At 43.5% G+C, this 20,300-nt stretch carries 18 protein-coding genes; 13 read left to right on the forward strand and 5 right to left on the reverse strand.

Translation table 11 applies throughout. From position 1 onward, the window contains the following. Positions 1 to 23: 23 nt before the first annotated feature. The gene (locus AB4161_RS13440; RefSeq protein ID WP_136987068.1) at positions 24 to 2,510 is read right to left on the reverse strand and encodes an Ig-like domain-containing protein; all 2,487 of its coding nucleotides are present in this window, start codon (positions 2,508 to 2,510) and stop codon (positions 24 to 26) included. A 423-nt stretch (positions 2,511 to 2,933) separates the two neighbouring features. Here AB4161_RS13440 and AB4161_RS13445 point away from each other — a divergent pair, with 423 nt between their 5' ends. Then, positions 2,934 to 3,740 carry a hypothetical protein gene (locus tag AB4161_RS13445; protein ID WP_136987067.1) on the forward strand — a complete coding sequence of 269 codons (807 nt, stop codon included), beginning with the start codon at positions 2,934 to 2,936 and terminating at the stop codon, positions 3,738 to 3,740. A gap of 80 nt (positions 3,741 to 3,820) precedes the next feature. On the opposite strand, the gene AB4161_RS13450 is transcribed toward AB4161_RS13445, so the two are convergent. Then, complete coding sequence (locus tag AB4161_RS13450; protein ID WP_136987066.1) at positions 3,821 to 4,624, reverse strand: hypothetical protein; 804 nt, start codon at positions 4,622 to 4,624, stop codon at positions 3,821 to 3,823. Positions 4,625 to 4,674: 50 nt separating this feature from the next. After that, positions 4,675 to 5,025, reverse strand: a complete 351-nt coding sequence (locus tag AB4161_RS13455; RefSeq protein WP_133150988.1) for a hypothetical protein — start codon at positions 5,023 to 5,025, stop codon at positions 4,675 to 4,677. 201 nt (positions 5,026 to 5,226) lie between these two features. Here AB4161_RS13455 and AB4161_RS13460 point away from each other — a divergent pair, with 201 nt between their 5' ends. From AB4161_RS13460 to AB4161_RS13485, 6 genes are all read left to right on the forward strand, one after another. Next, positions 5,227 to 5,736: a S26 family signal peptidase gene (locus AB4161_RS13460; RefSeq protein ID WP_086714935.1), complete on the forward strand. Its 510-nt coding sequence runs from the start codon at positions 5,227 to 5,229 to the stop codon at positions 5,734 to 5,736. Next, positions 5,723 to 7,303 (forward strand): TrbC family F-type conjugative pilus assembly protein, encoded by a 1,581-nt coding sequence (locus tag AB4161_RS13465; RefSeq protein ID WP_136987065.1) that lies wholly within the window; start codon positions 5,723 to 5,725, stop codon positions 7,301 to 7,303. The genes AB4161_RS13460 and AB4161_RS13465 overlap by 14 nt, the downstream gene beginning before the upstream one ends. Before the next feature lie 16 nt (positions 7,304 to 7,319). Then, positions 7,320 to 7,547: a hypothetical protein gene (locus AB4161_RS13470; RefSeq protein ID WP_081230308.1), complete on the forward strand. Its 228-nt coding sequence runs from the start codon at positions 7,320 to 7,322 to the stop codon at positions 7,545 to 7,547. A 12-nt stretch (positions 7,548 to 7,559) separates the two neighbouring features. After that, entirely contained in the window at positions 7,560 to 8,627 is a 1,068-nt protein-coding gene (locus tag AB4161_RS13475) for a TraU family protein (protein WP_081230309.1), read from the forward strand. A 131-nt stretch (positions 8,628 to 8,758) separates the two neighbouring features. Next, positions 8,759 to 11,722 (forward strand): conjugal transfer protein TraN, encoded by a 2,964-nt coding sequence (gene traN / locus AB4161_RS13480; protein WP_136987063.1) that lies wholly within the window; start codon positions 8,759 to 8,761, stop codon positions 11,720 to 11,722. A gap of 25 nt (positions 11,723 to 11,747) precedes the next feature. Next, on the forward strand, positions 11,748 to 12,017 hold the full coding sequence (locus AB4161_RS13485) for a hypothetical protein (RefSeq protein WP_136987062.1): 270 nt from the start codon (positions 11,748 to 11,750) through the stop codon (positions 12,015 to 12,017). A 75-nt stretch (positions 12,018 to 12,092) separates the two neighbouring features. Here the strand turns inward: AB4161_RS13485 and AB4161_RS13490 are convergent, their stop codons facing one another. Next, positions 12,093 to 12,260 carry a hypothetical protein gene (locus tag AB4161_RS13490; RefSeq protein WP_165919345.1) on the reverse strand — a complete coding sequence of 56 codons (168 nt, stop codon included), beginning with the start codon at positions 12,258 to 12,260 and terminating at the stop codon, positions 12,093 to 12,095. An 11-nt stretch (positions 12,261 to 12,271) separates the two neighbouring features. Then, positions 12,272 to 13,276, reverse strand: a complete 1,005-nt coding sequence (locus AB4161_RS13495) for a hypothetical protein (protein ID WP_372083462.1) — start codon at positions 13,274 to 13,276, stop codon at positions 12,272 to 12,274. 275 nt (positions 13,277 to 13,551) lie between these two features. On the opposite strand from AB4161_RS13495, the gene AB4161_RS13500 reads away from it, so the two are divergent. From AB4161_RS13500 to AB4161_RS13525, 6 genes are all read left to right on the forward strand, one after another. Beyond that, complete coding sequence (locus tag AB4161_RS13500) at positions 13,552 to 15,399, forward strand: ATP-dependent helicase (protein ID WP_102367669.1); 1,848 nt, start codon at positions 13,552 to 13,554, stop codon at positions 15,397 to 15,399. A gap of 283 nt (positions 15,400 to 15,682) precedes the next feature. Then, a complete protein-coding gene (locus AB4161_RS13505) occupies positions 15,683 to 16,630 on the forward strand; it encodes a single-stranded DNA-binding protein (protein ID WP_372083463.1) in 948 nt (315 codons plus the stop codon). Between the two features lie 16 nt (positions 16,631 to 16,646). Continuing rightward, positions 16,647 to 16,805 (forward strand): hypothetical protein, encoded by a 159-nt coding sequence (locus AB4161_RS13510; RefSeq protein WP_154723760.1) that lies wholly within the window; start codon positions 16,647 to 16,649, stop codon positions 16,803 to 16,805. 60 nt (positions 16,806 to 16,865) lie between these two features. Continuing rightward, a complete protein-coding gene (locus tag AB4161_RS13515; protein ID WP_081230315.1) occupies positions 16,866 to 17,951 on the forward strand; it encodes an AAA family ATPase in 1,086 nt (361 codons plus the stop codon). Between the two features lie 404 nt (positions 17,952 to 18,355). Next, complete coding sequence (locus tag AB4161_RS13520; RefSeq protein ID WP_081230317.1) at positions 18,356 to 19,390, forward strand: DUF3150 domain-containing protein; 1,035 nt, start codon at positions 18,356 to 18,358, stop codon at positions 19,388 to 19,390. Between the two features lie 65 nt (positions 19,391 to 19,455). Beyond that, positions 19,456 to 20,300 (forward strand): hypothetical protein (locus AB4161_RS13525; protein WP_372050650.1); only part of this gene is annotated, 845 nt, incomplete at its 3' end.

Raw genomic sequence — 20,300 nt, forward strand, 5'->3', positions numbered from 1 at the left:
ACTGCTCTGGACGCACCAGTACCTCAATCGATATACGCTGAACTGAGTTGCGGCAAATTAAACAGAAAATCGGCTTGTCCATTGTTGTTATCTGAAACCGGATAGACTTCGACATATAGGGGGTCACCATTGCCTAAGTCGATTACGATGTCCTTCGTTTCTCCCGGAGTGACTTCAACCCAACCGTTTTTAGTTTGAATTCGAATAGGGAAGTCCGAGGAGGCATTGTTGGTGATTTCACCCTGCTGGTCACCCGTGGCCAACATACTGTTTTCGAGTGTGAGTGCTCGCTCTGTCAGGATGATCGCCATTGGTTTACCATTTGATAAATACAGCGGTGTATTACTTTGCGACGCTAAATAGTCAATGGTGTCCATGACAATCAAGTTTTCGGGCTTGTAACTGAAACTTCTGAGTATTGAGTTGGTATTACTAAATTCGTCTGCAGCAACGACCGATAACGAATAGATTTCATTTTCATCAAGCGTGGGGAAGAGTTTAGGTAATTCGAGTTGATAGGTTTGGCTGTTTACTGTTTCTTCAATAAGTGAGTATCCAAGCTGATAGTCAATGTCATAACGAGAACCACGTAATGAGACAGTAATGTCATTGATGCTAGAGCTGTCAGAAACGGTAAAGGTCACTTTTCTCAAATCGGTCACCTGATCTGATAAAGTGCTTCCATCATAACCCATGAGTATCGATGGAGCGGTCTTGTCACTGACGTAAGTGACGGCATGTTTACGAGTGTCTGGACCGTGGCGCTCTCTTGCATAGACGTAGACTTCATGAGTCCCCTCTGGTAGCTCGGTTAGATTATATTGGCCTTCAAAAGTCGTGCTGTTGACCGTTGAGTTAAATCGCGAGACATTGAGCTTGTTTCCATCGGCATCTTGCAGTTCATATCTATCCATGTAAATCCTATTTTGGTAGCACGTATGGCATGTAAGCTCGACGCGAACCGATAAGACCTTGGTATCTTCATTAAATGAGGTTTCCTCTACAGATGGATAGTACCTATCATTGTATGATCCAACGGGGTACGTAGGGTTACTCGATAAAGTCTGGTCTTCACTACGTACAGTGAAGCTACTGTGATAATAAGCCGATCCACCAGCTGTCATTGTCCAAGGTGAGCTTAGGATAACATCACATACATCTTGCCCTGTCGGAACCGAACATGAATGCCCTGCGTGATAGGCAATTTGAGGATAACTTCTAGCATTTACAAAAAGTCGTATGCGTTCGATCTGTACTGGCAGTTCATCATTGTACACACGTCGACTCCATGACCCCCAATCTTGTGTATCCGAATAATAGTATTGCCCATATCTCGGGACAGGAGTTTGTCGGGCGCTATCTGAGAGTGTTACACTATAAAGACTTGGCCCAGTCACATTCCGGTAATGCGCTTGGTTTCGCCATGATATACCGATGGCTCCAGCGGGTGAGGTATCGACAAAATATATAAACCCGTCACCTCTGTCTGTGTATACGGCGTTAGCTCCAGAAGCCCAGATTCCCCCCGCATTGTCGAAGCTCCCAGAATCATCGCGAAAATTCCAATCTGCTACACGGTATAAGACCGTTACGGGATTGGTATCTACCTCCATGTCGCGCACATAAGGTTGAAACCCGGTTAATCCGCCAATTACATTGCTACTCCCTGGAACCAAGACACCAACAGCCTCTAGTGTGTCCGTTCGTAACGAGTCCCAATACACATCTTGATAGGCGGTATAGGTGACATTACCGGCCTTGTCCGAAATCTTTGTTCGCGTTTGGAATCGATCAATCGCATTACCAACTGGGAATAGAGTAGAGTTCGCTGAAAGGTTTATTTCAGCAGATAGTTTTGACTCAGTGTAGGCAAGGCTCTTCGATTTATATGGAATACGATTGTCTTCGGCGTCGAAGGTGAAGGTTTCCATCTCAATGTTATCAATGCCCGATGTATCGGAGACATTTTTGACTTCAACGATGGTTGAGGTATAGGAACCCATTTGAGCTGATAAATACCAGCTTCCGGCAGGCAGCATTGAGTTTACATAGCCGCCATACATGTATTTTACTGACATATCATCAGAGGCTGGTGGCGTGACATCCCTAATGATGTTCGTGGTTTCTGAATTAACCACCTCTCCATCTAGTGACAGCGTTTGCGCCTGAACGGTAAAACTGCCTTCTGAGGGAATAGAAACGTTAAGTAATGAACCGAAATACTCACTATTGAATGGAGACTGTGAATCATTGACCGTGATCACGTTACCCGTGCTGTTGGTCACAGCAACGCCGTTCTGAAGAATATTGACTCGGATGCGACGATCTAATCCCGCACTAACATGAACCCCTAATTGGCCGACGTTATTAATTAACGTGGATTCGGCAGTGTTCGTTTTTACAAGCTTGGATATGCCGAGTGTATCGGTGAACTCGAACCCCTCGATTGCTGAATGCGCTAACCCAGAAGCGGTAAGACAAATTGAAAGAAAACATAATCGAAATTTCATACTTGACCTATTTAAATCAAAGTGAATTAGATTGATGTTATCAAGAGTGACTTAACAGGAATTCAAATAAAGGAAGAAATTACGGTGATTGATTGACGATGGTGCTTTAAAAAAAAGAAAAGGGCTCGTAATGAGCCCATTCTCGCTCTTGAAACCCCTTCCAAGAGACTTGTGCTCGCAAGACCTCTCCTGCAAGACTTCAATCCGAGGATTGACCTTCTGGAACCCCTTCCAGTCGGATTTGTATGGAGGAACTAAGAATAAACTTATGTCATTCACTCGTTCAAAATTAGTATACACCAGAAAGATTAAATGTTTAGAAAAACAAACCTACTTAAAAAGTCAAAATCGCGTCGTTATTTGAAATAATGTGTGGATCGCCCAATTAGAATGACTCTGTAACTTTACTCAAAGGACGATCCAATGAACCAATCTCCCCATCTATTCAGTTGTCTTATTGCGAGCGTCTTCGTTATTACTGGTTGTTCAAGTGAACCCGAAGATGCTGCGTATTGTCCCCCCGTAAATACTAACCACAGTCCATCTCACAAAGTTGATGGTGCCAGTGAGTATTTCAAAGCGGCGACGCCAGTGTCATTGAATGAATTTAACCTTAAGTCATACGAAGCTCCGATCATTGATGGTGAAATCCACTTGACTGATCCCAAACGCATATCGAGTCGGTACGTCTTAATGAATTTGAATCATGGGAAGGAGTCACTGTATGTCATAAGGCATGCGGCGATGGACTATTCAAGGTTAAGTGGATACGACTACGCGTTCTTAGCGGAGCATAAAGAGCATGCAACCGTAGTAACAAGTGGTGAGAAGGTGACGGTCGTTGCGTCTTCTGGGAAACCGAACTCATTCAACTACATTGAAGCGCCAATTTATAAAGAGGGATATGAGGGGCGGGTCGAATGGAAGACACAAGAGTACCTATATGGGTTGGCCACTCAATTTGATGAACTCTATATCGACACAGCGATTTCTATTGATAACAAGCCTTATGTTCTGGGTTTCGCCAAAACAAAGACAACCACAGGTGAACGGGTGGGCGTCGTTTTGTTCGACTTGAGCGATAAGGGTTCTTATAAGTACACAAGGGTTATTGAATATAAAGGTGAGAAAACGCTGACCGGCAATGCGATGTATGTGTATCAGCACGACAACGTTGTCATGGTCAGCGTGTTTGATAAAACGTTTAAGGTCGCCCATCCAAAATCATGATCCTGGTTCGTTTCCGATAGTTAACTAGCACTCTCCCCTGAAGCTCCGCGAGGAGCTTTTGTGCATAATTACCGTTGATTTTATACCTTGTCTTTAATCTCCAGTGTCTGTTGCGATATGTACATTCCGCACATACTGGAAATTGAGTTCAGTACTGTATTGGAATCCACTCCCGGAAAGTTTCTGCAGTAGACCTCTAGGGCCATTAATCCAATATGCATACTTTGTGGAAGGCTTACTGGTACGGGTCTGACCGATTTGTCCTTCTGACCTACTTGGAAAAAGACTTTCGTACCTTGGTGTTCTACGCCAAAGAATTTCGATGATTTCTCACCGCCGACACCATGATTGCTGAAACTTATCTTTTGGTAATAACCCAAACATACACCAATGAACAATGGCAGTTCGATGTCTGTGAGTTGAATCGCGACCTTATCTTTCCAGTTGTATGAGCGATCAGTTGAGTTATTACTAAGGGCAGCTTCTAAACGAATGGTATAGAAAATATTTTGCTCGCCATTTTCATCAACAATACCCTGTTGGCTCGACTTCAGCTTTTCGTCCGGCTTCACTTCTAACGCTGCTTTACCGCCATGAACTTTGTAACCATGTGCTCGGATCTGGCGCAGCGAATTCGAATCAGGCGCAGGGTTATTTGCTTTGAATGGATTGTGTTTGTTTCCTTCCTGTTGCGGGTTATTTGCTGGTGGTACAGATCGCGCTAACGCTTGGTTGTTCTGAGGTTGGTTCTGAGGTTGGTTCTGAGGTTGGTTTTGGCTTGGTCCGTTTGCAGGCATCGAATGTACGTTAGCAGTCGATGGACCATTGTTATTTTGAGGCTTCTGAATTGGACGATTGTTTGGTGAAAATGTTGACGTGTTCATAAAAGGAATCCCTGCATGACATTTAACAGGGTTATACAACTTCGCACTCGCTATTTAGATTTTGGCGAGCTTTGTTCGATGTGTGTTTCGATATCCGATAGCAATTGTTTCGTATGGACGCACAAGCGGTAGTAAACGGTGGGGGACTCATCAGCATAGGGGCTTAAAAACGTATCTGCTGAGTATCCGGTATTTTGATAGTAAGCACTACGTATGCCTTCAGTCAGAATGCGCAGAGGGATGACAGGGTAAGGGTCAATCAATGTTTGGTTGGCTTCTAATGACGACTGTAGAGCGAGTTCAGATTGCAACAGTGCTTGCTTTAATACGGCTGTTAAGTCGACCAGAGCGTTATGGGTTAAGGTTGAGTCAATCAACGTTAAAGAGTTTGTGTTTTTCATACCATCGAGTGTCTTTGATGCGTTCGATTTCATATATTAGCATTTCTTGATGTGTTGTACTTATCATTCCCAATTTTTTTAAAAGCACAGCAAATAGATCAAATAGTCATCAATATTTGGCTGCCTATTTGGATTTTATGACTAAATAAAGTGTGAAGATTACGTATATCCAGTTTATCAATGTTTCGATAATGGCGGCGTATGAACATTACACAGTACACATATATCAAAATATTCGGCACGCTCGTTGGCTTAGTGTTGGCCGTATTGTTACTTAGTGGTCGGTATCAGATTTCATTGGTCCCAACAGCATTGGGTTGTTTACCTATCAAGGCCGCTGTCATCGACTCTAAGAATCATTTCCCCAAGCGTGGGCAACTCATGTCCTTCCTGTCGCTTAACGCACAACCTTATTTCGCACATGGCACCAATTTCTTGAAAATAGCAGCTGGTGTTGCTGGCGATACCGTGACCTTTGACTTGGATGGAGTCACCGTGACCACCAAAGATGGGGAGGTCATTCGTTATGCGGCTGATGCTCGTCGAATGATTAATTATGCCCAAATCGACTTCGATACCCTCAATAAAACTTTCGTTGTCCCTGAAGGTCAATATTTCGCTCTTGGCACGCTACCTACCTCTTTTGATTCAAGATACTGGGGTTTAGTTGAACACTCTCAAATTATCGGAGTTGGCTATGCATTTCTCTAAGGCACACAACGTCTTGTTACTAACTTCATTCATTGCGACTTACGCGTTGGCTAACGGACAACTCACTCAAGAAGATCTGGACAATGTACAACGAAGTAACGACATCATATCCAACGCCCATGAAGTTGAAGGTACTCAAGCAGTTTTAGATGCAAGTAACTTGAACCCTAAAATGATGAAAGAACTGAAACAAATGGCGGATCACGCCAAGTTGTTGAACAGTACTATTTCTGACCAATCGGACTCTCTTATCGAATATCGCAAGGACGATACGCCAGATATCAATTTCAGAGCCCTTCAAGATGTTATCGATGATAACCAAACTCAGTATCAAGCCAATTCCATTGTCAATGAAGGACAACCAAAACCCTTAGCATTCGATCCCTCCACATTGACAATTGATAATCTCGATTCGATAAGCATTGAGCAGCCTAACCCTTCGTCTCCAAGTCAAAAAGTAGACAACAAATACGACGATGAAGAAGCGAACACTGTTTTTTGGATATTCGTGTCGAGTTCAATGCCTGATCACCAAATGAAAGAGGTGCTAGAGCTCGCTGCAGAGTGGGGAGGCCGTGTTGTGTTTAACGGCTTACGACCTGGCGACGTGGGCGTACCAGATATGATTAAAGGTTTGTGGCAATTAAAGGTCAAACTGGCTAATGCTCAAGATGACATACGCACGCATGCCGAGAACCCAGACAAACTGAAACGAATCAATAAAGCCGCTGTTTACATGGATCCAATGGCATTCGAGCGTTTCAACATTGAACAAGTTCCAACGATGGTTTATGAGCGCAAATTATCCGATAACACAAAACTCGTCGGGAAAGTGAAAGGTCTAATCAGCGCAAGCTACTTACAGAACGAGACGGAAAGCGCGGCAGCAAACCCTGATTATGACGGCTCCGAGGTATTCCTTGGTGAAATGGGGTCCATATTTCCTATCGCAGAAAAAAGCTTCATTGAAGAGTCAAAAAATAGAATGAGGGCCGTGGATTGGGAAACGGAACAAAAACAAGCAATAGCACGCCATTGGCATAACCGCAGTTTTCATACTCTTCCACCAGCCGCGAAAGACCGTGAGTTCGACTTTGACCCAACAGTAATAGCCACTGCTGATGTGAAAGCGGTGAATGGTCTTATTCTGGCCAAGAAAGGAGAGTTAATAAATCCCCTCAAGCCGCTTAAAAACCACGACATAGTACCTGCACATTTAACCATGTTTATCTTTGATGCGACCGACGAACAGGAAGTGGAGTTTGTAAAGTACATGTCTCTCAATGAATCTCGCGGGAAAGTGAAACTCATTTCTACACGTATCGACAAGGATAGGGGGTTTGACCACATATCTGAGTTAAATAAGAAGTTCACCTATGACGTGACCATCCTGACTAAAGAAGTCATCGATCGATTTGATTTGGAAGTGACCCCGACTCGGTTAATTAGTACCGATGAGGGTATGTTCCAGATAAATGAGTATTCAGCGCAAACAGTCACTCAGGTCAACCTACAAGTAGCTGACGGTGGCCAACCTACACCGTTCAATCAATCCAAAACAAACTAGTTAAGGAAAACACAACATGATTAAGAATCTCGTACTTATTGGTTTCGGCGTCGCTCTCGGTGTGTGGTTGGCTGATACACAGCCCAATCTAGCCAACTCTGTGAGGGACATTACTGAATCAAGCATTGATGCTGCAGATCAGCTAATGAAAGATAACCCAAACTTCTCGAATTCCGTGAACAACATTAAAGAACAAGGTATTGACGCTGCTGGTGTTGTGATAGAGCAAGTGAATAAGAACTAAAGGGAGGAACATATGATTAGGTTCTTTTTGATTGGTTTGATGTCCACAATGATAAGCATGGCGAGCTTATATTCTGTGGCTGCGGATAACGACAAAGCAGGCGACTTATGTCCCGATGCCAACATCTTGAGTACAGTCATCGACGGTATGTGTTGGAGCTGTTTACTTCCAATTCGACTAGCCGGTATTGGTGGGGACGCGCCTAAAGGTGCCGCTTCGAGCAAGCCTTTTTGCATGTGTGCTGATGAGCTAGGTGTCCCTGAATGGGGTATACCGCTCGGATTCTTCCAACCATCAAGGATCGTATCTTTTTCACCAACGCCATACTGCATGCCTTCATTCGGTGTTCGTTTGGCAGACGATAATACCCGTGCTGGACAAGGCCGAACAGAAACAGCGATTGACGATACAGAAACTTCTTTTTTTCACTATAAATATTGGGTTTACCCAGTAATGCAAATGATTGAAATGTTTGCCAATGCGGATTGTACCTATGATGGGGCGACAACATTGGATTTGGCGTACTTTTCCGAAGCCGACCCGTTGTATCAAGATGATTTGTTGGCGTTCGTGATGTTTCCGGAAACCGTTATCTTTTCGAACCCAATAGCGACGTCTATCTGTACAGCCGATTGCGCTCAAATACTGGCTGGTGGAGAGGTGGTTGAAAACTATTTTTGTGCTGGGTGTTCAGGGAACCTTTACCCAATGACTGGTAATAATCAGTACAGTGACGATCCGGTACGTGGCACTTCGTTGTTAACCACGCGTTTGATGGCCACTCTACACCGACGTGGGCAAGCACAGCTGACAATGGGTAATCATATGATTCAAGACAGTTGTGAACCGAACTACGCGCCAATGTTGCCAAAAACACAATATCGTTCATCCATGCTTTACCCAGTAAGAGAGGCGAGCTCGCAACCTAAAGGTGGGGGAGGATCTTCAATTCCACTATCAACAGGTTGTTGTCATAAACTCGGTGACAGCGTTCTTAAGTGGGGGAACGGGCGATTGGTCCCTGGTCGGGAAGCGTTCGTTTATCTTTTGTATTCTTGGAATGATTGCTGCTTAAGGTAACTTTAGAGAGCCACCCTAACGGGTGGTTTTTTGTATTCGTTTAACAAAAACTCAAAATGCCCTCGCTATTTGAAATTTTTTAAGTGTTACGGGATTAACCTGATCTTGTTTTGAGAAAAAGGCAGGGCGTTATGTTTAATCGAATACTGACTCACTTTAGCTTGTTCGCGTTTCTGGTTCAGATCTTTCATGTTTCTTTTATCGGTGTGCTGTATGCATCTACCTCAACGGTGACCTACGCACAGGATATGTCACTTGATGAGATATACGGAAACTTTCAAACACCTACTTACAGCGGTGGTAATGCTACTGTAGGTGGTAACTCGCTAGGCAACTCAGAATTGTTTGGATTGGATGTTGAGCGTGTTGGATCAGAAGGGCAATTCGACGCTTACCAAGCCTATCAAAATGAAAACAAACTCAGAGATTCAGGGCAAGGTGTCTCTGATAGATTTTCTAGCAACACAGTTGGCAGTGAGTCAGATTATGACGCTAAGGCATACAACACCTTAAAACTGAACTATAACGACAATTACCAAAAGCTAGAGTCCGATGACGCTATCATGGTCGATGCTGACAACATCTTTAAAGACTTAGCCAATAACCTCGAAGATTCAGATTCTGACTTTTATAGTGCCTGCACCACTGAAACAAACACGTATTCAGTAAACAGGGAGTATGTCGGAAAAGTGCAAAATGAATGCATGGAACCCGATCGTTCGAACTTAATGAAGTGTGAACTGACGCGACACACAACTTACCCTTTGAAAAAGCGTTCGGGGAGTGGTGATGTAGAAATTCTGGATTCTCATACCTTCAGGTTGACGGTAGGTGACCCTACAAATAACGGCACAAATGACCACGGAATGGGGTGTTACCACAAAATTAACTTTGTTGAATTTGAACTCGAAGACGATGTGCGTATCAGCTCCGTGACCTTTGAACGCGTGTGGGTGGATGATGTCATTCAGTTTACTCTTAATGACGAAATCGTTTATCAATACGTTCCTACCAAGTCGTATTGGTTTGGCAATAGCGGTTCTACATACCCTGATTATGATGAAAACGGCAATTGGGCGCACCCATATGTAGACGAAACTGGCTTTCCATACCAGCATACCAATTGTGAATTCAGCTCTAGCCGAGTCTTTACAACGAATACCAATATAACAGGCCAATTTGAAGCCGCTCGCGCTTCTAATCGCGGTATTGTCAAATTCAAAATGCGCCTCGGTGTTGGTGGTGGAGGGGAAGGTAAAGCCACCATCCTAGTTCGTACCGTGGATCCAATCGACCCCCGAGAATTCATAGAACAATCGCCTGTAGGTTGTGCTGCTGAACTTGGGTGGATTCAAGACCCATCAACGTGTGGTGTGTTCGGTAATGAAGGCGACGAAATATACATTAACCCAGATTGTAGCAACCCTTTGAATCAAAGTGGTGGACAACAAGGCATGATGTGTAGCTATGGTGGTTGGGAGTGCGTCGATACAGAAGCCGCGCATATAGACGATTACGATCCGTTTTTGATTGGCTTGCCGATAAATGTTCCTCGTGCTGGCCAAACGAGCGATGGTAAAGAGTGTCTAAAGGCCAACGCCGTCAACTATGAATGTAACCCCTTACCTGATCAGCAAATTTGTGGCCAACCTTATTGGCCTGAAAGCAATGAGCGGGTTTGTACTTCTTTCACTGAATTTAATGCCAATATTCCGGACCGATGCGAGCCATACAGAAACAGTGCTGATTGTGCGTTAATTGAACAAAATCCAGCCTTTGTTGACCCGATAACGGGTCGAGCCTACGTTCAAGAGTCAGTCTACGAATGTAATACCTACACAAACGGAAACTACTCGTACACGATGGAGGAAGACATCTGCACGGGTGAAATGCAGTGTGTGGGTGGAGATTGCCGCTATTCCGAGCTAGAGATGAATGATGATTTTGCAGAAGCGATGGCAACGTTCAAAATGCTCGAAGACATCAAATCGAACATGGAATGTGAAAATCCAGATGATGTCTCTACCTGCAAAGTTTTCAATGGTGAAGTGTCATATTGCGGTATCGAGCAAACAGGACTTGGCTTCAATTGCTGCACGCTATCCGCAGGCCAAACTAATATCTTCGATTATATCAAAGGGGTCTATCATCACTACGCAATGGAGCAATCATTGGCTGGATTGGCTAGTTCGGGTGCGGGATTCGGTTCGTGGGCGTCGAGTTACCCGACTCCTGTCACCGACACAGTAACTTATGTAACCGATGCCGTGAGCGCTGGATGGGATTTTGCAGTTCGTAATGTCACGGGTGAAGTTGGAGAGGCCGCAGCGGAGGCCGCCACAGAGAGCTTGTTAGACGAAATCAAAGGTGAATTGATGAAAAAGGTCGCGGATTTGATCCCAGATGCAATTCGAGATGCCATCTTTGATACCGTGACTGAGGGGACGGGTTCAACAGCCACTACCACAGTGTCACTCAACCCAGCTGTCTCTGGTGCATTTGCAACAATTATGGCCGTGTATGCCGCGTATCAGCTGATTAAATTGGGCGCAATGATGATTTCGGAGTGCGACGACCTCGAAATGGGCATGGGTATGAAGCTTGACCAACAACAATGTATATATGCCTCTACCAGTTGCCATAAAGATACCCCTTTCGGCTGTCTGATAAAACGGAAGCACTATTGCTGCTACCCAAGTCCATTGGGGCGTATCATCATGGAGCAGGCTGCGCCTCAACTGAATATCAGCCTAGATCCTAGAAATGGACAATGTTCTGGTATGACGCTTGAACAAGTCAGTGAGTTGGATTGGGACGCCATAGATTTAACCGAATGGGAAAACTTGATCATGGCCTCTGGGTTAGCCGTTGAACATGATGACTTAAATATCGATACACTGTCGAGCCAAGCTTGGATGCCGAACAATGATGATGCATTGAATCCTGTGGACCTTAACCAAGCGCGATTCGAGTCAACTGACGCTGATGCAAACTTGAAAGAAACGCATGATGCGGCAATGCCTGGTAACTTAGATTGCTCGGTTTACCCTAGACCACCAGTGTGTGACTCTCCGTTATCGATTTTGGACGACTAGATTTCATTTATAAAGGACAAATGGCATGAATCAACTCACTGAATTACAAGCTGGGTTAGCAGTACTACAAAGTCACTGTACAAGGGGTAAAGTTATCGTGGAGGCGAATACAGGGGGAACGGGTATCAACGTTACCCTTCGTGCGCCAAAGAGTGAACAAAATGGTCTACTTGAGAAATTACGTTCTGTCGCCCCATTCCAAGGCAAAGAACAGCTGATTTCTCTGTGGGTCGATGACCTTAATTTCTATGAGTGCCGCCTAGAGAAGTACATGGCGTATATCACGGATAACTAACCATCAATGATACTGCTGACTTCGAAACATGAAAAAGGGCTTACAATGTAAGCCCTTTGTATTCATATTGACTATTTAGCTGTCTGCTTCTAGTTGCTCAACACGACTGATTTCGTCGTCGCACGAGATAGCGGTTATTTCAACATCTTCATACTTCGAATCCGCGCAGAACGCTTGTGTCAACTTCTTGGGTAAGGACGCCCCCTCTTTAAACTTAAAAACCACTGTCATGAATTGTTCCATATTCGGGCTCCTTACTGCGTAGAAACTTTCGTATGCGAGTTTTTGTCTTTAGCTCGCTCAAGAATCTCAGTGACCGTCGAGTGATATTCTGACAAACTTTGACTGAATTGCTGTCCATCAACCGGCTTAACGAAATAGTACACCGTGTCATTGTTACGCACTGCATTGATGTTAGGAATGTACTGAGAATCAGCGATATATTCCTTCATCGGTAAACTCATAAAAGTAGCGGTCGGGAGCTTAATAGAAGGGCTGGTGGATAAGCCATTGGCATTTACAAAGCCTGTTGTTTCAGCGTCGCTGTATTGCATGTGTGCTATCAGGCTACTGTAATAAGTAAATCTGACCGCGATGACATTTGTATCTGGGATCTGCTTTTTAAGGTCAGCATCGAACACGTCTGTACTGAAAGGTTCCGAAATAGACCGTACACCGACTCTCGTCCCTAAGAAGGCAGTGTCCACTCCTCTGAAATATATCGCTGCGTGGGAGTCCACGTTTGAATCAAGTGGATACCCTTCAACACAAAGGCTTTCACCACCATTGTATCTTTCATCGTAAAACTTCGAATCTGGCGACAATGGTTTTTTGGTAAAGGATTGAAGTGTGTCGAATGAAGGAACCATTACCTCATCCATTTTAGACATGACAACCTTACACATTTCATACTCGTCTAAGCCACTATAAGTATCAGCATCCAAGTACATAACTAGGTTTCTTCGATCCCAACCGTACTTTTGATCCGCTAGGATGGCCAATCCGAAACCCGTTGCCATAGAGCCCAATGGTAGCCCTAATAACGTAGACCCCACATAGCCACCGATTCCCACATCCGAAATTGCACCTTTAGGTAAGGTTTGGTCTTCGATGATCGTTCCACTTCCTGCTGAACGGGTAACTTGGAGCGCGATACTTGATGTGCCTAATTCCGGTACTTCGTATTTTGCACTATTGGACGCACATGCATTCAAGAGTAAAGCGGCGGTAATGACTGATGCTGTTTTGAATAGGTCCATAATTCTGTCTTCCTTAGCCAAGTGAAACTGTATGAGTATTTATTAAATCTACTTACATTTATACATCATGAGCCGAAAAATACACAAAACCAGCCAATGAAAACGGGGGAAAACGGGGGGAAATGGGGGGAAGCTTCGGATTATTTTCAAAATTAGTGACGGATGTCGAAACGATGTAACAAAGTGAATTTCCTTCGTTAATTGAACTTTGTAGCTAAATAATCTCCTACTCTGATGTACATATTCAAATCCATGAAGCAGTACGAGTCACGTATATGTTAAATCCAGATCAACATCTTTGCGTTAATGCGGAAGGCCATATCATGGTTGTTGCATTGCCCGGTTCAGGTAAAACTGAAGTGTCAGTGCGTTATGCTGAACGGGTACTTACCGATTCTGAGCAACACGCAATTGCCATGCTGACGTTCACAGATGCAGCGGCTACCAACTTAAAACGTAGGCTTAAGTCGACAATGCCAAGAAGTCAGACTCTTCGTGTATTTCCAAGTACTTTTCATTCTATGGCTGTGCAGCTTTGGCGTCAGACGAACTCATATAAAACGATTGTTATGGGTGGACACTTAAACATCTATATTGAGCGAGCGATGCGTGCTTGTCATGTGGCGATGAGTTATGAGGAAGCAGAGAAAACGATAAGTACGATCGGACAGTATTTAACTATACCTCGCTCAGAATTCTCATCTATCAAACTGAAACTTTTTGCAGCTTATGAAAGCATCATGCGAAAAGAGGGCAAAGTCGACCTAAATCAGATATCTCGCGACGTTATTCATGGTCTGCGAGATGGAACAATTCGACCACTGTCAGAAACTTTAGGCGTTACTCACATATGTGCTGATGAGTTTCAGGATTCCGACGATCTCCAATATATGTTTCTTTACGAGCACGCTAAACGAGGTTGTTGCATCATGGTTGTTGGAGACGATGACCAATCAATCTATGCCTTTCGAAATGCAAGAGGGGTCGATAACTTCCGTAACATGCAAGCTGATCTAAACGCGAAAGCCTACAGCTTAAAAATTTGTTATCGATGTCCACCAGCAATACTGAATGTGGCCAACAACTTAATTCAACACAATGTAGAACGAATTCCCAAAGAATTAAGGTCACACGTAGAGGAGGGCGGTGTTGTCGATTGTCATGGTTTTAAGGATGAAGACCATCAAGTTGAAAGTGTTGTTGAAGGTATCCTTGCCGATCAAGGCGGGTGGGCGGTACTGGCTAGAACCAATAAAGAAATCGATACAGTTGAGCTGGAGTTGTCCAAACATAAAGTGAAAGTTAAGCGCCTCGGCGGTAAGAGCTTCTTTGAGTCAGCCGATGTAATTTGTTATATCAAGTTGATGTGGATGCTGACACACCGTAACAGTCGGTATCTACAAGATTTCTTGGCTTACATGCATGAAGATGAGGTGATGATTGATATGGCGAAAAGTGCTAAATCAAATGGAATCGACTTTATTGGGACGGTAACCACCTTAACCCAAAGCCAATCATTGCTAATCCACACCCAATCAATTTTTGAAATGTTCATGCATGAAGGTGTCCCAAAAGAGCCAAGCAAAACGGTCAACGCCGAGTATCAACGAAAGATCATTTCAATGGTGATGGCGCAACGAAATATGAACTCTCCTGCGGCTCTTGGAGCGATGGCTGACATCCTAACCAAAACAGCTGCGTCACTTGGCAGTTTGGCTAAGGCCGCAGATCAGTTTCATGACCGGATAACCAAAATAAACGCTAAAAAGGCTGAAAAGATTGGTACAGATGAGGTAGTGATCGCTACGTTGCATGGCTCTAAAGGACTAGAGTTTCCGAAAGTCGCGATATTGAGCTGTCAAGATGAAAGAATTCCGCAACCAGATAAAGATGGTTTAGGCGAAAAGCATTGGGAGGAAGAGCGTCGCTTGTTGTATGTGGGGATAACAAGAGCTGAGAAGTACTTGCGACTGTGTTTCTTCAAAGAGCAGTTGTCATTTTTGAGAGAGGCGGTTCCAGATCGAATTGAGTTGGCCGTACAACAGCGAAATGAAGAGCCAGATTCGGCAGCTCAGGCAGAAAAACTGCAACAGCTAAAAAATGAGTTTTTGAACGCTTCTTAGCTTACGGAAAAGTTAAACACTAAAAAAGCTGCGCTTAATTTACAAAAGTCTCCCGTTCTTGGGGTTTACTATAGGTGATTTACCCGAGAAATTTTTTCACTTTTTTAAAGTGATACTTTTCTCCCTTAGTTGGAGAGCTAATAGCAATTCTCCCATAGATGTATTCTATGTCCCCAGTGACTTTTTTAAGTCATAAACCTGACCCTAAAGTGGGCTATAGATATCCCACTAGGGGATTACTCTATCTATAGTTCCACGTTATTTTATTAATGAGGAATTAATTATGAAACCTTTCCGTTCAAACAATGGCCTTATCGCATTCGTAGTTACTGGTTCTCAAATTGAGAATGGCAACACGACCATCTGGGCCGATCAAGTTACCTCTTGGGTAGACGGTCAAAACCAAATGCAGTCACGTACTAACCAGATTCAACTTTTTGCCCATGGGCAATTAGAGTTTCCAGTCGGTGTTGGTTATGTGTGTAAAGTATCTCTTAAGACGTGTAAATTCACTGGTAACAATAACAGCGAACTTACGCATACTTATTATGAACTTCATAATGTGTTAGGCGAAATTGATGGCAATTCTGTTAATCAATTTGGACTACCTTCATTGTGTAACTTTACGCTTGGCGGCAATGTTGGTTCGATTGAACAGAAAAATGCAAATGGCAGTACTTGGTACAATGTTTCAATTGCATTAACTCGTTCATTTAAAGATGAGCAACAAAATTGGCAAGATGAAACCCACTGGGCTCGCCTGTCAATTTCACAAAAAACTTTTGATCAGAACTTCAAACAAGGTTTAGACAAAGGTGATTCTTTAATGGTCGAAACTGAACTCTCTACTAACGATTACACCGACAAAAACGGCAATAATGTCACTGGACATGAATTCCGCGTTAGTCGTGTTCTTGGTATGGTTAAGAAGTTCGAACTTCAAAGCTTAAAAGCTGCGAATCAAGCCCCACAAAACAATGGATCTGCGTACAACAACGCACCACAGCAAAACGCTCCACAGCAAAATGCTCCTGCGTATAACAACGCACCGCAGCAAAATGCTCCTGCGTACAATAACGCTCCACAGAATGGTCCAGCGTATAATGCTCTACAGCAGAATGCTCCACAGCAGAATGCCAATAATGCACAACAACCTGACTCTACACAGCGTCAATTCCGCCCACAAGCAGGCAACGGAAATTTCCGTCAGCGTGCTTATAACCAGCAATAATTCGAGGTACGCGGATATGAATTTTTCTCACCAGAAAAATGTATCTGCAGCACGAAAAAGGCGCGCTCTGCGCCTTCTTCGAAAGGCTCAGGTACTGAATAACCCCAAACTTCTTCATAAAGCAGAAATGCTACTTGAAGATGCTAATAAAGCTTTCTTTCTCAAGACAGCTTAACCCCTTAATTAACTACCCATATTAATTTAACCCCACACTTTATTCCTGGAGGAATTAACTATGTCTAATGCTAACCCTGTGACTACTGTAGACACGAATAACCAACCAACTTCTACTGTTGAAGAAATTGATTATTCAGAGATGATTACTGTTCGTATGGCCGACGTGTTCAAACCGTTTGTCCCAGCAGCAGTAACGGCAGTTATTCAGATCCCTAAACACCGTCATCCAGATGTACCTCGCGAAATCGCAGGTTATATTCCAGATGAAAAACAACTTTCCCAAGTTATATCTTGGTTTTGCTCACCTCAACGACCTAACTTCATGCATATGGTTGGTCCTACGGGGTCTGGTAAAACTGATTTCATGCTTTGGCTTTGTGCTCGCCTTAATTGGCCAACTGTGCTGGTGTCTGTTAACCCGACATTACGCCCTGAGAAGATGCAAGGCCGCTGGGTGTTGTCAAACGGTCAAACGGAATATGTTTATGGACCTATCGCTGACGCTATGAAACACGGAAAATGTGTTTTGCTTGATGAATGTGATAAAGGGTCTTTAGATTTTATTGCCAAACTTCACCTTCCTTCTGAGATGACGAAACCTTGGTCTATTGAAGACACAGGAGAAATCATCTATCCACACCAGAACTATCGTTTTGTAACGTTAGGTAATACTTCTGGAGAAGGGGACATTTCTGGTTTGTATCCATCGTCTCGACGTTGGGATACGGCTTTTCGAAATCGTTCATTCGTTGTGCCTTTTCCGTATTTACGCACGGAAGTAGAAGAGAAAGTGGTAATTGGTAAATTTCCGTTCTTACGCGACCACAAGAAGTTACTTAAGAAGTTAATCCAGTTTGCTAATGCTATGCGTGATGCAATGTTAGGTCCTAATCGAGATCGAACAACCAAATCTGGTATTGGAACGGCTTTTTCAACTCGTGTGGTTTTGTCTTGGTGCTACTACATTCAAATTAATGGTGATAGAGCTCCACTGCGTGCTTCGTTTAATAATGTATTTTGGAATGGCTGCGACACTCGTGACAAAGCTGATATCGAAAAGATTATTGATCAAGTGTTCAAAGATAAGAATGGTCATATTCTCGATCAACCGTATACCTGGTTGAAAGAGCAATCAAAAAAGTAACAAGCAATGATTCAGAGTGTGATGATGCTGATTTGCCAAGATCGGATTTAGACGGTCTAGATATCAGTACAATCAAGTTCAAAATGTATCATTGCAATGACAATGGAAGTAATAAGCTTTGGGGATATACGTGCCTTGGTGCCGACACACTGGTTGTTTACGGAGCCAAAGGCCAAAAGCTTAACTTCTATCGTAAAACCCATCAGTCTGAGTTACTAGCGCGTAACTACATCGACAAAAAAGTTAAAGAGAAAATGAAGAAGCAATATCAGTTTACACAGATTAATTGTTTCAGCAAAAACGAACTTAGGTTCGCTACTCCTTAACAAACCTACCTAACCCCTTCAGGGACTAGATTCCCTGACCGGGATCAGTCCCTCCAATTTTTATTCCTTGGAGGAATTATGAAAGACATCAACGATACCCAAACTCTCGATATCGATACAGTAGCTCAAAATCAACTTGACCAAGTGGCTCAACAAGATGGCGAATTTGCTAATCGACTCGAAAATGGGCTTGTGATTATCGATGTAACTACTTCTGGCCGTGATGGAGAGAAAACGTTAGCGAATGCTAAAACTCTCTTAGACGAAAAGGAAGTGAATTCAAAGATTGCTCGTAAAGCCCGTATTGAGTGGTTTCCTCGTTCTGAGTTGCAGTTTAAGAACACATTGGAGACTAAGGCACGCCGCGCTATTGCAGCCCGAGGTGTCCGATATGGACGCGTTACCGCGATTCCAGTTGATGAACTTGACTCTCTACTCGTTGAACTCAAGGCAATTCAAGCTGAGTTTTATTCAGAAGTCGCTGACCGTGATAATCGCTATGACACCATAGTTGAAGAACACAAGAAAGCTAACCCTGATATGGCTGAAATTATTGAGTCATTGAAGACCCCTAAAGATGATTTCTTTAGACGTTTTCAATTCAACGTGTTGCCGCCGATGGCCTTCAAACCTTATTTCAATGATGACCAACAGGAAGCTGTTGATTACATCGTGGAAGGGATTTTGGATAACGTCGCGGAGCAAGCTGTTGTTGTTTATGAAAAAATTATTGGTAAAAGTTCAATGATTCAGCGAACTTTCAAGCCAATAAGAGCTATTCGTGATTACGTTTACTCAATGTCATTCCAACACACTGTGTTTGACCGATTGGTTGATGAACTTGATGAAGCGTTCGATACCTTACCCAAAACTGGGAACATCGAAGGCTCTGATATGACCTACGCGGTTAAATTGGTACATAACCTTACAGAACGTGGCTCCATCTTAAATGGCATTGTGCCGGTGATGGAAGTCGCAGATGAATCTGAACCGAGAATTATTGACGCGATTAAGGACTCAGTAGTTTCTACTGATACTGACAGCGGCAATAGTACTCCTACCTATGAAGAAGTCACTGGCGAAACGTCAACAACCGGCTTCTGGTTCGGCTAACCCCACCTACCTAACCTAATGAGCTCCCTTTGGGAGCTCTATCCTATTTTTTGGAGGAACACCTTATGGCTTCAATTCAAGAAGTTCAAAACACAATGCGAGTTATTACAGATATTCACGCACGATTTGACGTAAATATCTATTTTGACCGTCGAACTTGCTACACGAATGGCAGAGATATTTACATCAATGCTGGTGACCCCTCTGATGAAGTTTGGTCACGACTCGTTGAAGCAAAAATTACTCATGAAGCTGGTGGTCATTTACGATTCAGTGACTTCTCAGTCTTCGAGAAACACCTCAAGGGTAAATCAAGCACGTTCTTATCAATCAACAATATCATTGAAGATTGTCGCGTAGAGACTGCTTGTATGAAGGAGTTTTCTGGTGCCTACTGGGTATTTCAGAAAATGACTTATGACTTGCTCGAAGAGGGTTATTTTCAGGAACCAATAATAAGTGACGGCCCCGCTGGGTTGTTATTTGCTTGGTTATTGTATTCTGGTCGTGGTATTGCAATTGAGGGGCAATCTCACCTAAAGAAACTTGGTGATGATGCTCGACATCTACTGATGAAATTAGGCACTCCAAACTCTCCAATTTTTGATGAAATTGAAAAGCGGATGATTAATTGGGGTAAATTACCTTCAACAGTGGCTGCTATAGATGAAACCATCGAGGTTATGCTTTTATTAAAGCGTCTTTCTAAAGAGCAACCGCAACCACCACAGCAACAACAATCGGCTAATCAGAATTCAGAATCAGACGATGATTCAGATGGTCAGGGCTCCGGTTCAGATTCAGACGATGATTCAGATGGTCAGGGCTCCGGTTCAGATTCAGACGATGATTCAGATGGTCAGGGCTCCGGTTCAGATTCAGATGATGATTCAGATGGTCAGGGCTCCGG

Source organism: Vibrio sp. 10N.286.51.E5, assembly GCF_041469125.1.
Classification (GTDB): Bacteria; Pseudomonadota; Gammaproteobacteria; order Enterobacterales; family Vibrionaceae; genus Vibrio; species Vibrio crassostreae_C.

Excerpts from the sequence above, each read along its gene's own strand:
- AB4161_RS13440 (WP_136987068.1), bottom strand. The coding sequence starts at position 2,510 with ATGAAATTTCGATTATGTTTTCTTTCAATTTGTCTTACCGCTTCTGGG.
- AB4161_RS13445 (WP_136987067.1), top strand. The coding sequence starts at position 2,934 with ATGAACCAATCTCCCCATCTATTCAGTTGTCTTATTGCGAGCGTCTTC.
- AB4161_RS13450 (WP_136987066.1), bottom strand. The coding sequence starts at position 4,624 with ATGAACACGTCAACATTTTCACCAAACAATCGTCCAATTCAGAAGCCT.
- AB4161_RS13455 (WP_133150988.1), bottom strand. The coding sequence starts at position 5,025 with ATGAAAAACACAAACTCTTTAACGTTGATTGACTCAACCTTAACCCAT.
- AB4161_RS13460 (WP_086714935.1), top strand. The coding sequence starts at position 5,227 with ATGAACATTACACAGTACACATATATCAAAATATTCGGCACGCTCGTT.
- AB4161_RS13465 (WP_136987065.1), top strand. The coding sequence starts at position 5,723 with ATGCATTTCTCTAAGGCACACAACGTCTTGTTACTAACTTCATTCATT.
- AB4161_RS13470 (WP_081230308.1), top strand. The coding sequence starts at position 7,320 with ATGATTAAGAATCTCGTACTTATTGGTTTCGGCGTCGCTCTCGGTGTG.
- AB4161_RS13475 (WP_081230309.1), top strand. The coding sequence starts at position 7,560 with ATGATTAGGTTCTTTTTGATTGGTTTGATGTCCACAATGATAAGCATG.
- traN (WP_136987063.1), top strand. The coding sequence starts at position 8,759 with ATGTTTAATCGAATACTGACTCACTTTAGCTTGTTCGCGTTTCTGGTT.
- AB4161_RS13485 (WP_136987062.1), top strand. The coding sequence starts at position 11,748 with ATGAATCAACTCACTGAATTACAAGCTGGGTTAGCAGTACTACAAAGT.
- AB4161_RS13490 (WP_165919345.1), bottom strand. The coding sequence starts at position 12,260 with ATGGAACAATTCATGACAGTGGTTTTTAAGTTTAAAGAGGGGGCGTCC.
- AB4161_RS13495 (WP_372083462.1), bottom strand. The coding sequence starts at position 13,276 with ATGGACCTATTCAAAACAGCATCAGTCATTACCGCCGCTTTACTCTTG.
- AB4161_RS13500 (WP_102367669.1), top strand. The coding sequence starts at position 13,552 with ATGTTAAATCCAGATCAACATCTTTGCGTTAATGCGGAAGGCCATATC.
- AB4161_RS13505 (WP_372083463.1), top strand. The coding sequence starts at position 15,683 with ATGAAACCTTTCCGTTCAAACAATGGCCTTATCGCATTCGTAGTTACT.
- AB4161_RS13510 (WP_154723760.1), top strand. The coding sequence starts at position 16,647 with ATGAATTTTTCTCACCAGAAAAATGTATCTGCAGCACGAAAAAGGCGC.
- AB4161_RS13515 (WP_081230315.1), top strand. The coding sequence starts at position 16,866 with ATGTCTAATGCTAACCCTGTGACTACTGTAGACACGAATAACCAACCA.
- AB4161_RS13520 (WP_081230317.1), top strand. The coding sequence starts at position 18,356 with ATGAAAGACATCAACGATACCCAAACTCTCGATATCGATACAGTAGCT.